General features: G+C 62.4%; 11 protein-coding genes. 1 reads left to right on the top strand and 10 read right to left on the bottom strand.

Annotated elements, in window-relative coordinates:
• Window position 1: 1 nt before the first annotated feature.
• From rfbB to hemL, 10 genes are all read right to left on the bottom strand, one after another.
• Window positions 2-1,084 carry a dTDP-glucose 4,6-dehydratase gene (rfbB, locus tag LH390_RS01445; protein WP_227280940.1) on the bottom strand — a complete coding sequence of 361 codons (1,083 nt, stop codon included), beginning with the start codon at window positions 1,082-1,084 and terminating at the stop codon, window positions 2-4.
• Between the two features lie 149 nt (window positions 1,085-1,233).
• Window positions 1,234-1,515, bottom strand: a complete 282-nt coding sequence (locus LH390_RS01440) for a helix-turn-helix domain-containing protein (RefSeq protein ID WP_227288251.1) — start codon at window positions 1,513-1,515, stop codon at window positions 1,234-1,236.
• Window positions 1,516-2,096: 581 nt separating this feature from the next.
• On the bottom strand, window positions 2,097-3,029 hold the full coding sequence (ccsB, locus tag LH390_RS01435) for a c-type cytochrome biogenesis protein CcsB (protein WP_227280942.1): 933 nt from the start codon (window positions 3,027-3,029) through the stop codon (window positions 2,097-2,099).
• 244 nt (window positions 3,030-3,273) lie between these two features.
• Window positions 3,274-4,935 (bottom strand): cytochrome c biogenesis protein ResB, encoded by a 1,662-nt coding sequence (locus LH390_RS01430; RefSeq protein ID WP_227282659.1) that lies wholly within the window; start codon window positions 4,933-4,935, stop codon window positions 3,274-3,276.
• Window positions 4,936-5,604: 669 nt separating this feature from the next.
• Entirely contained in the window at window positions 5,605-6,348 is a 744-nt protein-coding gene (locus LH390_RS01425) for an ABC transporter permease (RefSeq protein WP_227280943.1), read from the bottom strand.
• Window positions 6,349-7,296, bottom strand: a complete 948-nt coding sequence (locus LH390_RS01420; protein WP_227280944.1) for an ABC transporter ATP-binding protein — start codon at window positions 7,294-7,296, stop codon at window positions 6,349-6,351.
• A gap of 567 nt (window positions 7,297-7,863) precedes the next feature.
• Window positions 7,864-8,658, bottom strand: coding sequence for a cytochrome c biogenesis CcdA family protein (locus LH390_RS01415; protein ID WP_227280945.1), 795 nt, complete (start codon window positions 8,656-8,658; stop codon window positions 7,864-7,866).
• Entirely contained in the window at window positions 8,655-9,305 is a 651-nt protein-coding gene (locus LH390_RS01410; protein ID WP_227280946.1) for a TlpA disulfide reductase family protein, read from the bottom strand. The genes LH390_RS01415 and LH390_RS01410 overlap by 4 nt, the downstream gene beginning before the upstream one ends.
• Complete coding sequence (locus LH390_RS01405) at window positions 9,306-9,920, bottom strand: histidine phosphatase family protein (RefSeq protein ID WP_227280947.1); 615 nt, start codon at window positions 9,918-9,920, stop codon at window positions 9,306-9,308.
• A 128-nt stretch (window positions 9,921-10,048) separates the two neighbouring features.
• Entirely contained in the window at window positions 10,049-11,395 is a 1,347-nt protein-coding gene (gene hemL / locus LH390_RS01400; RefSeq protein ID WP_227280948.1) for a glutamate-1-semialdehyde 2,1-aminomutase, read from the bottom strand.
• A gap of 63 nt (window positions 11,396-11,458) precedes the next feature.
• Here hemL and LH390_RS01395 point away from each other — a divergent pair, with 63 nt between their 5' ends.
• The gene (locus tag LH390_RS01395; protein WP_227280949.1) at window positions 11,459-12,313 is read left to right on the top strand and encodes an NAD(P)-dependent oxidoreductase; all 855 of its coding nucleotides are present in this window, start codon (window positions 11,459-11,461) and stop codon (window positions 12,311-12,313) included.
• The last annotated feature ends 74 nt before the right edge of the window (window positions 12,314-12,387 follow it).

Here is a 12,387-nt window from a genome sequence, read left to right as displayed (position 1 = left end):
CCTAGTGGCCCGGCCGGTCAAGCTCGCGTTCGGAACGCCGGTAGAACTCCTCCGAACGGGCAAAGGCCTGCGCCCACCAGGACTCATTATCCCGGTACCACTGCGCCGTCTGCGCCAAGCCCTCCGCCAGGTCCGTATGCTCAGGCCGCCAGCCCAACGCCCGGACACTCGACGGATCGATGGCATAGCGCCGATCATGGCCGGGACGATCAGTGACGTGGACGCAGTCATCCGGGTCGCGGCCGAAGATAGTGTTCAGCTCCGCGACGATCTCCAGGTTCGAGCGTTCCCCATCGGCGCCGATGAGGTAGGTCTGCCCGGGGGTGCCTTTATGCACAATCGCCCAAACTGCCTCATTGTGGTCCGCAACGTGGATCCAATCGCGCACGTTGTGTCCCCCGCCATAGACGCGCGGCCGTCCACCGCGTAATAGTGTGATTATTTGCCGTGGAATAAACTTCTCCGGGTGCTGGCGCGGACCGTAGTTGTTTGAGCAATTAGATATTGTCGCCTCCAGACCCATACTCCGCGTATAGGCGCGAATGAAATGATCACTTGCAGCCTTAGAAGCAGAATACGGACTAGAGGGCCGATATGGTGTTTTTGGGGTAAAACGATCAACCCCCCGCGGAGTCAAAGGCAGATCACCATAAACCTCATCCGTAGAAACATGATGCAGCCGCACCCCGCGGTCCGCGGCCGCCTGTGCAACCGTCACAGTGCCCTCCACGTTGGTGCGCACGAAGGCCATGGGATCCGTCAAAGACCGATCGTTGTGCGACTCCGCGGCGAAGTGAACCACCAGGTCCGCCTCAGAGACGAGGTCATACACCAGGTCCCGATCACACACGGAACCTTCGACCACCCTCAGGCGCGGGCGCTCCCCCTGGCCCGCAGATACATCCGCAGATACATCCGCAGATACATAAGCCCCGTCCAGCCCCTGAAGGCTGGCGGGGTTAGCTGCGTAGGTCATAGCGTCAAGGACAGTAACGGTGCTCACGCACCGGCGCGCTGGTTGCAGCGCACTACGGACAAAGTTAGAGCCGATGAAGCCGGCTCCTCCGGTGACCAGAATGTGCATGACAACAGCCTAATGGCGCCATGGGGTCATAGCGCAATGCTGCGGTGTGGGGCCGCACGTGGGGGCCGACCCTCCACCCGGACGCGGGTGCGTGAACCGTGAGTGGGCCTTGACGTGACGGCCCCTACTCGGTTGATTGAGGCGGGCGATTAGTAGGAGATGGGCTTCGGCGGTTCGCGCGGCGGTTGCGGTTCGATGAAGCACAAGCGCAGCTCCAACGCCCCTGCTACTGCCGCCACCTTTTCCCAACGCACGCCGGTGGCACCGTGCTCAATGGCGTGCAATGTGGAGCGGGATACACCCGCGGAGTCCGCGACGTCTTGCTGGAGACGCCCCATACGTCGACGACGCTCTGCCAGCTGGGATCCCAGCTCCAGAAGCTCCTCATTGTCGCCCGCCGGCTTTCCCACCTTGCGACGGGGTACTGCCATGTCTGCCCCTCTCTTCGATCTTCAACGTGTGGTTCGATGAACAGCCTCGTCCATCTCGTCCATCCTGGTTTTGCTTGCAGATTACATCCTTTGGCTACACAATGGCCAACCATAATGACAATGATTTCGCTTAGGTATCCCGGCGCGGTCGCAATCAGACGTAAGAAATATCCGAAACTTAAGCAATGTGCGCACACCTATAGGTTCAGGTCACACATAATTTGTGTGCGGAAGAATGCGTGTATTACAGCAGTAACCCCTGGTCGCGGGCGTACCGGGTGAATTTTTTGCCCCTAATTCCCATACATTTCCTATGAAAGTCAACGGAATTACGAACAACGCAAGGTATCCATGGACCCTTCCGAATGACGAGTCCTGCAACGCAGGCTTTACCCCCATAAATTACCCCCGACCTGCACGCGGGCCCCGAGCACGCTACAGCACATCCCACTCCAGCTCGCCCGAACGGGCCCGCTCTAGACCCGCGTCAGCGGGCCCAGCTACCGCCCCGCCCGAGCCAGCCACGTCTCCTCTTGGCTGGCGCAGCAGCGACTCCCCCGCCCCCTGCCCCCTTACCCCTGTCAGTTCAAGCCGGCATAGGAGTGCAGGCCGGAGACCACCATGTTGATAAAGAAGAGGTTGAACACCATCGTGGCCAGCGCCAGGATGTTCACCCACGCCGCGCCAACCTTCCACCCGGCGGTCGCGCGCGCGTGCAGGTACGCCGCGTAGAGGATCCAGGTGATAAAGGACACCGTCTCCTTGGGGTCCCAACCCCAGTACCTATTCCAGGCGGCCTCCGCCCAGATTGCCCCCAGGATGATCCCGATGCCCAAGATGGGCAGGGTGAAAATGGCCAGCCGGTAGGCCACCTGGTCAAGCGCCTTCGCGGTGGGAAGCGGGCGCGCCACCGCGCCAAAGAAGCCCCGCTCCTTGCCCTTGGGCTGCCACACCCGCAGCAGGTAGGCCAGAGAGAACAACCCGGAGACGATGCCGATGGAGCCACCGGCGGATACCACTGTGACGTGCATGGGCAGCCAGAAGGAACGCAGCGCCGGCACCACCGGGGCGGCGGCCACGTAGAGCTTGGTTCCGCCGTAGAACATGAGCACCACCATGGGGGTGAGCACCCACGGCCAGAACACCCGGGCGTTACGCAGCTGGATAACAATCGCGGCGACGATCATGGTGCCGGCAGAGATCACCAGGACGTACTCGTAGAGATTGCCCAGCGGCACGCGGTGCACCGCCAGCCCGCGGACGATCACGGCGATCACGTGCAAGATGATGCCCAGCCACACCATCGCCTGCGTGATTCCGCCCCACTTCTGTGCCGAGGCAGCCCGCTTCGCCGCCTCCGGTGTATCGCCGGACTCGCCTTCGGCTTGCGCTCGGATCCTGCCCTGCTCCTTGACGTAATAAAACAGAGAGGCGATCAGGGCCACGATGTAGACCACGCTGGCCCCCTGGAAGGCGTGGTCTGATAGGTTTGCAAAATTTTGATCGATTGGCATGGTTGTTGCTGCGTCCTCTTCACCGCTGACGGCCCGGAGACAAAGTGAGGGCGCACGGTCAGTTCCCTGCGCCTAATAGTTCCACCGCGAAACGCTACCAGATGCCGTGTTACCTGCTCAAAGGCGCCCTTCGGGGTGCGGGCGGCAGCGACTGGAACCGCGGGTGGCACACTCCGGGCTCACCCCGCGGCGCGGGAGAAGGCAGCCCCTCTCCCCCAAGAGTCAACCCTCCGGCACCGCCGCCTTAGGCTCCGGCTGGCGCCGGGCTGGCATCCGACTCATCATCTCCGCTGGCGTCCGCACTATTGGCTGCGCCACGGTCGTCGGCTTCCTCTTCTTCCTCTTCTTCCTCATCCGGATCCGGAAGCAGCAGCACCTTGCGGGCCAGGGCATCAAACTCGCCACCCCATCCGGCGTGGTCTGTGCGCGCCAGGCCGCCCAGCTCGATGTCGGTGCCGCCCTGGGCACCCGGGCGCAGGCGCACCCACACGCGGCGGCGCTTGATCATCAGGGACGCCATGAGGCTGACCAGCATGCTGATCGCCGCGGCCAGGACGAAGCCTTGGGTGGGGTCGTGACCCACCACGTAGTTGGCGTATTCGCTGGCGCCGTCGAAGCGGATCTTGGTGCCGTCGTCGAGGGTGACCTGCTGGCCTTGGGAAAGGTTGACGCGGTCGATTTTGCGCAGTTGCCCGGAGTGGATGAGCGAGCGGTCCAGGGTGAAGATGTTTTGGCCCACGCCGGTGTCCAGGCCGTTGTCGCCGCGGTAGACGTCAATGGCCACCGCGGGGTCGCGCATCTGGGGGAACGCGGAGCTGAGCAGTTCGCCTTTTTCTCCGGACCAGGCGGCGGTGGGGGCGAATAGCCCTTGGATGGCCAGCTGGTGTTGCCGGCGCTCGTAGAGGTCCGGGTACATCCCTGCGGGAGGGTCGAAGCGCATGGCTCCGGACGACAGGAAGAACGTGGGGTCGTCGGGAAGCCATTGCAGGGTTTGGCTGCGGGTTTCCCCATTGGGCCAGGTGACGGTGAAGGTGGGGGCGAAGCCGTGGCCCTGGAGGTAGATGCGGTCTCCGCCGAGGCGCAGCGGGTGGTTGACCTTGAGGTCGTAGGTCTTCCAGCTGGAGGGGTCGGTGGTGATGTCGTCTCCGCGGGCGTAGGAGATGGTGGAGCTGAACATTTCGGCTTGGCCGTTGGGCAGGTAGTCCGCGGTGAAGTCGTGGGGGATGAAGCAGAAGGGGTTGAGCCCGGTGCCGTCAAAAAGCAATCCCCCGCGGAAGGTGTCAAAGTTGGCGGGCGAGGTGTTGCAGAACTCCCCCTTTTGCGCGGCCGCGATCTCCGGGTTGGAGCCGGTTCCGGTGACCACGATGACGTGGCCTTCGTAGGAGACCAGCCGTCCGGCGGCCACGGTGACCAGGATGGCCACCAGCGACAGGTGGAAAATCAGGTTGCACAACTCGCGCGCATAGCCGCGCTCGGCAGACAGGGACAGCGCGCCCGCACGGTCCTCCTCCGGGGTGTAGCGGGCGACGTGCCAGCCGCGCAGGTAGCCACGCACCCGCTTTTCGACGTCCCCTACTTCCTCCTCCACACGCCCCTGCGCGTGATGCGGCATCCGGGAGAGCACCTTCGGTGCGCGCACCGGCGGGGTGCGCATGGCGCGCCAGTGCTCCAGGGTGCGCGGAATGATGCAGCCCACCAAGGAGATGGTCAGCAGCACGTAAATGGCGGTGAACCAGGGGGCAGAGAAGACATCGAAGAGGTGCAGCTTGTCATAGACTTGCGCCACTGTGCCGTTGGCCGCCAGGTAGTCGGCCACGTTGGACTCATTGAGTGAGCGTTGCGGCAGCAGCGCGCCCGGGATGGCGGCAAGCGCCAATAGAAACAGCAAGACCAGGGCGGTGCGCATGCTGGTGAGCCAGTTCCAGGCCCGCCGCAACCACCGAATAATCGTCTTCACTTCTGCCTCCCGGAAGAGTTTGTCGAACTACGCGGAGTGTACCGGGGAGTCCTCGAGTGATACCAAAGGTGGATACCCTACCCGACGCGTCTCCCCCGAAAACAGATCCCCGCTGGTACCCCGAAGGTGCTGCCACCAGCACGAGCCCCCTACCTGAGCAAAACCCTCTCATTCAGTAGGCATCAGCCTGTGCAGCTACCCTCAACCACTTGCGTACCCGCCCATCATCAGTTTCTTATGGCAAACCAGATGAACCATTATTCGTAGTGGTAGCGCATACTGGAGAAGGATTTTGTAATGCTACACTTTGCGCGCAAACGGAACCACATTTTAGAACAAACAGGCACCCGAACCCGATCCGAGGGCCATACATTTTTAAACTAGCACGCAAGGAAACTCACTTACGGATGCAATAGGATACCCGAACTAGCATGGAATTACCATTGCCCGAGGCTCCCATTCACTACAGCATCGATCCACGGAAGACTACCCACTGAGAATTCACTCAAGACCAGTATGAAGCATTCGCCACAATTACCCCCTGATAGCGTCCACTTTGGCCGCAATAGCAGGGAGTTAGCGCAACCTAGACAACCGAGTTAGGAGACGGATCATTCTTTATCGGATGTCCCAGCGGAAACGCGACATCGCAACCCATCCGGAAATAATGCCCCATATTGCCGAAGACACAATCGACACTACAACCCCGACCGTAGGTGCAACCCCCAGGATCGAATGCCCAAATGAGGTTTCCCCTAAGGATACATAGAACAGATCAACAAATCCTCCCCCAGGGGCCAGATACAGAACGGTACGCAACCATCCATCCAGTGTTTGCATGGGAAGGAAATTTGCGGCAACTGCGACTACCACAACCACCGGTAGAACCACCCATTGCGCCTTTTCCGCTTCTTGTGAAAGAGCGCCCAACGCCAGTCCCGCAACGCACGCAACCAAGGCTAGGAGCACTGCCCCAAAGAACATGAGGGCGGGATTAACTATTTTCAAATCGCCAAGGAACGACAGGCAAATGATCACGAAAACCACTTGAAATATTCCGATGAAAAAATACGGTGCCATCCCTGCGATGATAATCTGCGATTTTGACAGCGCTGAAGTTAACAACCGCTTATAAAGAAGCCTCGAACGGCGATCAGCAACGACTGTAGGGATCGCAAACAAAACCGAGAAAGCGACCACAAGCACCCCCCAAGAAGCCGCCAAAGATACCCAAGAAGCCTCATCCTGGGGTTGCGTAGCGTAAGCAAGGCCAACGAGCGCAAGCGGCACCAAAAATACCGTCATGGCGACAGTCTTTTTAAGGAAAATAGTCTTACACTCAAAAATAAACTGCTGTAACACCTATACCTCCTCTTTGCCTGCTTGACCTCGAGCGATTCCCATAAATATCTCATCGAGATTCCTCGGCCTGATGGAAAGCTCCGTGATGCTGAGCACGTCCGATCCGTGTATTTCCGCGATCAAGTCAGTGAGAGGTTCGAGCTGAGTATCCTGAAATTCATATCGACAATGCTCCGGGGACCCAGAGACGTTCGCCACCGTCAAATCCATTGGGGTTACTAACCTGTCAAATTCCTCACGAGGGCCCTGGACTGAGATATAACCAGTAACTGAACCGGAGTCACGCAATTCTTCCAAGGTGCCCCTTGCCACAATACTCCCCTCGTGCATAATCGCTATGCGGTCACAAAGCCTCTCAGCCTCATCAAGGTAATGCGTCGTGAGGATCACTGAGGCCCCTCGACCCTTTTCCTGCTCCACGAGGCTCCACAGCATCTGGCGTGACTCTGGGTCCAAACCGGTGGTTGGCTCATCAAGAATGATCAGCTCCGGCGATCCCCAAATAGCCATCGCTAAGTCAAGCCTTCTTTTCTCCCCTCCCGATAGCGATCCAACACTAGACCGGGCACGGTTAGCCAGTCCGCACGATTCAAGTACCTGGTCTTCCCGGTCCTGCCTTCCCGAAATAGACCCCCACCAGCTTAACGTATCTTGCACCGACATCTCATTGAAAAAGCCAGAGGTTTGAAGCACAATTCCTGTTCTTGATCGCACAGCACCGGGACTCTTAGAAGGATCCAGCCCGAAGCACCGCACGGTTCCCGACTTCGCCGTCTTGAACCCCTCAACGATCTCTAGTGTCGTTGTTTTCCCAGCTCCGTTGGTGCCTAAAAGACCAAAGATCTCACCAGATTTAACCTCAAACGAGACGTCTTTTACCGCCGTGTATTTTCCGTAACTGAATGCAAGATTTGAGACCTCTAAAGTTCTCTGCACTTTATCCTTCATCGACAGAATCACCCTGTACCACTCGAACAACAACCCTTCCAATTACATACAGGCCCATAAGAGCAGCAACCGCATATCCAAGGAGCGGTTTGTCAGAGTTGTTCACCCAGTAGCAGAATATTCCTATAGCAATCGCCATGACTAGTGCGCACATGAGCTCACGCTTGATCGTGGGTGCGGGTCCAATTCTCATTATGTCCTTGAACAACAAGGTGCCTCCTCTGTGAGGGTGAAGATTAGAATCACTACTCTGACATCACCACGTGAACAGGATTGTGGCAAAAGGCGTATGAGCCAGCTTTCGATCAGGAAAACGGCCCCTCGAAATAGTCAGGTTCTTCTATTCGCACACCTTCTGCCCTACGGAACAACGGCGTCATCGTTCAGCTCAGGCTGTAGCCCATCCATAGAGCCGCTACGAACGATACCGAACCCATAAGTTCACCGGTTTCGGGCCAAGATTACCTACCCCCCCCCCCCCGCACATTCAAGGATGGTTAATGGTTTTCTTCGCGTTTGGTGGACATTAAGGCCATCTACACCCCCATACGGGGGTGTTAATCCCGGCTAGATCAACGTTGCACCGTAGTCCACTGTCCACTGGCGTGCCCAATCGATGACGTGGCCCCACACACCGGTGACAAGCGCCAGACCCACCAGGATCATGGCGACGCCGCCGAAGATCTGCACCCCGCGGGTGTGGCGGCGCAGCCAGCCGACCCCGCGCATCGCTGCTGAGGAACCTACCGCCAGGGCGACGAAGGGCAGGCCCAGGCCCACGCAGTAGGCGATGATGAGTGCCACTCCGCGCGCGGCGGTCATGCCTTCCGTGCCCACGGAGACAGAGATGATCGCCCCGAGGGTGGGGCCTAGACATGGTGTCCAGCCCAGTGCGAACACGGCGCCGAGCAGCGGCGCGCCGATCCAGGTGGTCAGCCGCTTGGGCGCACGGCGGGTGTCCCGGTTAAGGCCGGGAACCAGGCCCAGAAACACCAAGCCCATGAGGATGGTGATTACTCCCCCGGCGCGCATGAGCGTCTGGGCGCCAAGCGTCAAGGCGCTGATCGCACCGAAGATGGTGACCGTGGCCAGCACGAAGATGACGGTAAAGCCGGCGACGAAGAGGATCGCGGCGATGACCACCGCCCACTTGCGTTGGCGGCCCACCGTGGGGGCGGCGGCGTCAGAGTAGTCCATCTCCCCACCGACTGTGCCAGCAAGATAGGACAGGTATCCCGGGACCAGGGGTACCACGCAGGGGGAGGCAAAGGAGACGAGTCCGGCGAGCGCCGCGGCGAGTAGTCCCAGGAGCAGCGGCCCGGAGGCCACAATTTCTGCTAGGCCGGTACCAACGTCACTCACGGTTCTGCCACCAGTTGGTTGACCAGGTCAATGATCTCCTTGGAGGAGACGGTGCGCAGGAATACTGCGGCGGGGCGGTGCTGCTTGTCTAGCACCACAGTGGTGGGAACCACGGAGGTGGGCAGACCGCCGAGGGCCGCCCCGGTGCGGAAGGGCGGGTCATAGAGGGACGGGTAGCTCACCGCGTTGTCCTTGACAAAGTCCTGGGCTACCTGGCGGTTGTTGTCGCGCACGTTGATTCCCAGCACGGTGGCACCCTTGGGGGCGATGGCCTCCTGGACCTCTTCGAGGTCATCGACCTCCGCCCGGCAGGGGGCGCACCACTGCCCCCACGCGTTGAGCACCACGACCTTGCCGGCAAAGTCAGACAGCGCGATGGTTGTGCCCTCTTCGCCCATGAGGGACTGGGCGGAGAAGTCCTGCACGGGCGCGCGCTCCTCGGGCGGGTAGGTGATCTCTAGCTTGCCGCCTGGCGAGTAGAAGTTGAAGCTGCCGTTGCCGCCTTGGGCCACGGCGTCTGTACCGGCGGTCTGATCGGCCGAGCATCCTGCCAACCCCGTGGCGGCAAGACCAACCGTGAGCAGGGCCGTGCTGACAGCTGCGACGAGGTGTGCGGCGGTGGCGCGGGGGCGTCGATAAGCGGACATCTAGATCTCCTGGGCGGGCTCGCTGTAGCGGTGCCCGATGAGCTGGTCGCCGTGGAAAATCAAGGACGTCACGCTAGCCAGATCGCAGCGGCGGGCCGCCGGATTGTGCGCCAGGGGCCGCCCGGCGACGTCGCGCTGCACCGTCACGATGGGCAGCTGGTGGCTGACCAGAATCGCCTCGTGGCCCTCCGCCTCCAGGCGGGCGCGCTCCACCGCGTCCATGACGCGGGCCAAAATATCCGAATACGGCTCGCCCCAGCTCGGCTGGCTCGGGTGCAGCATCAGCGGCCAGCGCACCGGGTTGAGCAGCTGGGAGCGCCACCCCTTGGTGCGCAGCCCCTCGAAACGGTTACCCGCCTCCAATAAGGCGTCATCGGTGCTCACCGCAACCCCGGTGACCTGGGAGATCGGCTCCGCGGTCTGCTGGGCGCGCTCAAGCGGGGAGGCCGCCAGGTACGTCACATCATGGCCGGCGAAAGCCTGGGCGGTGCGGGCGGCCTGACTGCGGCCGCGGGAGGACAAGTGATAGCCCGGCATCCGGCCGTAGAGAATCTTGGTGGGGTTATAGACCTCACCGTGGCGAACAAGGTGCACGATGGTCGCGGCGTGGCTCATGGGTTGAGGTCGTCCTTTCAGGGGGTTGGTCACGAACGTGCGCGGGGCGCCGGAGGGGATCCGTGGGTGCCGGGTGAGCTGGCTGGGCTCGCTGGCTGGGGGTAATTGGCTGGTTTGGGTGTCCGGTTTTAGTTGTCCGGAGTGGCTGCGGCGGCCGCGCGCGCAGCCTGGGTGAGCGCGGATTCGATGCGCTCAAAGTCCGCGTCCGTCAGCGCGGAGGAGACGAACCACGTTTCAAACACGCTCGGCGGGGCGAACACGCCCGCGTCCAGCAGGGCGTGGAAGAACGCCGGGTAGCGGAAGGTGTCCGCGGCCTTCATGTCTGCGAAGTTGTGGCCCTCGCCCTCGGCGAAGCGCACGGAGAGCATCGTCGCGGCGCGCTGGATGTGGTGGGCCACGCCGGCGGCGCTCAGGGAGGAATCGAGCAGCCCGGCCAGCCGGTCCGCGTTGGCGGCGACCTGCTGGTAGACCTCCGGGGTGGCCGCCTTCAGGGACGCGGTGCCGGCGGCGACGGCCACCGGGTTTCCGGACAGGGTGCCCGCCTGGTAGACCGGCCCCTGGGGGGCGAGGTGTTCCATGATATCTGCGCGCCCGCCGAACGCCGCCGCGGGCAGGCCCCCGGAGATGACCTTGCCAAAGGTGGTCAGGTCGCCGGCGACGCCATCGATACCAAACCAGCCGTTGTAGGAGGTGCGGAAGCCGGTCATCACTTCGTCGAGGATGAGCAGCGCGCCGTGTGCGTGGGCGATCTCCTTGAGCTCGGCGTTGAAGCCGTCACGCGGGGCGACCGTGCCCATGTTGCCCGCGGCAGCCTCCGCGATCACGGCGGCGATCTGGTCCGGGTACTGCTCAAAGGCGGCACGCACGGCGGCAATATCGTTGTACGGCACCACGATCGTATCGGCGGCCGAAGCACCGGTCACCCCCGGCGAATCCGGCAGCGCAAACGTGGCCACACCCGAGCCTGCGGCGGCCAGCAGCGCATCCACGTGCCCGTGATAGCAGCCCTCAAACTTGATGATCTTGGGCCGGCCCGTAAACCCGCGCGCCAGGCGCACCGCGGACATCGTCGCCTCCGTGCCGGAGTTGACCAGGCGCACCTCTTGGGCGCTAGTGCGCTCCACAATCAGCTCCGCCAGGGTGGTCTCCCCCGCCGTCGGCGTGCCAAAGGACAGGCCCTTCGCCGCGGCCTCCTGCACCGCCTCCACCACCTGCGGCAGCGCATGCCCCATGAGCATGGGCCCCCAGGAACACACCAGGTCAACATAGTCATTGCCATCCACGTCCGTCAGGTGGGCGCCGCGCGCATGGTCAATAAACCGCGGCTGTCCTCCCACCGAACCAAACGCGCGCACCGGGGAGTTCACCCCGCCCGGCGTCACGGCGCGGGCCTGCGCAAACAGCGCGGCAGAGCCCTGCGTATGCAAGGAAGTGGGATCAGTAGCGGCAACAGCGTCAGCGTCCTGGGCAGTCATGCGCCCTATTGTAGGGCACGCCCGCAACCACCCCCGGGCGCGGTTTGTGGCACGGTGGGAGCCATGAACCAACACAGCATTGCCTTCCTTGGGACCGGACGCATGGGCACCGAGCTTGCCCGCCACCTCCTGGATACCCACCACGTGACCGTATGGAACCGCACCGCGGACAAGACCCAGCCGCTTATCGACGCCGGTGCCTCCCGCGCCGACAGCCCCTCCGCGGCCATCGCAGACGCCGACGTCATCATCACCAGCCTCTTCGGGCCCGACACCGTCCGCGAGATCATCACCACCCCCGGACTCATCCCCGCAGACAAGGTCTGGATTGACACCACCACCATCTCGCCTGCCGACGCCGCCGAATTCGCCGCCGCCCACCCCCGCTACGTCCACGCCCCCGTCGTGGGCACCCTGGGGCCCGCCCGCGACGGCAAGCTCGGCGTCTACGTGGGCTCCACCGACACCGACGCCCGGGCACTAGCCGCCGAGATCGTCGCCCCCTGGGCCGCCGCCAACCCGCAGCGCCTCCGCGAAGTAGACACCGCCCCCAAGGCCGCCACCGGCAAGCTCCTGGCAAACCTGGCGCTGGCCGTCAGTGCCGAAGGCCTCAAGGAAGCCCTGCTCCTCGGCGCCGCCACCGACACCCCCGCCGAGGAAGTGCTGGACATGCTGGAGTTCACCGGCCTGGCGTTCATCAAGAACATGAAGGCCCCCTTCGTCCTTGGCCAGCGGGACACCGATCCCGGCGACTTCACCGTCGACGCCATTGCCAAGGATGCCCGCCTCATGCTGGACACCGCAGGCCAAGACCTGCCCGCCCTCCACGCCGCACTGGACTCCCTGGAAGGCCAGCAGCACGCCGAGCGCGGCAACCAGGACTTCTCCGCCATGGTGGTCTACCGCGACGAACAATAGGCAGCGCTTGCGGGGTGTCCTTGGCTAGCGCTTGAGGAGCCTCCAGCGCACCTCGCACGCTGTGCCCACGGGGA

Origin of the sequence: Corynebacterium uberis, from assembly GCF_020616335.1 — a bacterium.
Lineage (GTDB): Bacteria > Actinomycetota > Actinomycetes > Mycobacteriales > Mycobacteriaceae > Corynebacterium > Corynebacterium uberis.
Note: the sequence above shows the minus strand (reverse complement) of the source record. Positions and strands in the feature narration are given on the sequence as shown.

Excerpts from the sequence above, each read along its gene's own strand:
- rfbB (WP_227280940.1), bottom strand. The coding sequence starts at position 1,084 with ATGCACATTCTGGTCACCGGAGGAGCCGGCTTCATCGGCTCTAACTTT.
- LH390_RS01440 (WP_227288251.1), bottom strand. The coding sequence starts at position 1,515 with ATGGCAGTACCCCGTCGCAAGGTGGGAAAGCCGGCGGGCGACAATGAG.
- ccsB (WP_227280942.1), bottom strand. The coding sequence starts at position 3,029 with ATGCCAATCGATCAAAATTTTGCAAACCTATCAGACCACGCCTTCCAG.
- LH390_RS01430 (WP_227282659.1), bottom strand. The coding sequence starts at position 4,935 with ATGCGCACCGCCCTGGTCTTGCTGTTTCTATTGGCGCTTGCCGCCATC.
- LH390_RS01420 (WP_227280944.1), bottom strand. The coding sequence starts at position 7,296 with ATGAAGGATAAAGTGCAGAGAACTTTAGAGGTCTCAAATCTTGCATTC.
- LH390_RS01410 (WP_227280946.1), bottom strand. The coding sequence starts at position 9,305 with ATGTCCGCTTATCGACGCCCCCGCGCCACCGCCGCACACCTCGTCGCA.
- LH390_RS01405 (WP_227280947.1), bottom strand. The coding sequence starts at position 9,920 with ATGAGCCACGCCGCGACCATCGTGCACCTTGTTCGCCACGGTGAGGTC.
- hemL (WP_227280948.1), bottom strand. The coding sequence starts at position 11,395 with ATGACTGCCCAGGACGCTGACGCTGTTGCCGCTACTGATCCCACTTCC.
- LH390_RS01395 (WP_227280949.1), top strand. The coding sequence starts at position 11,459 with ATGAACCAACACAGCATTGCCTTCCTTGGGACCGGACGCATGGGCACC.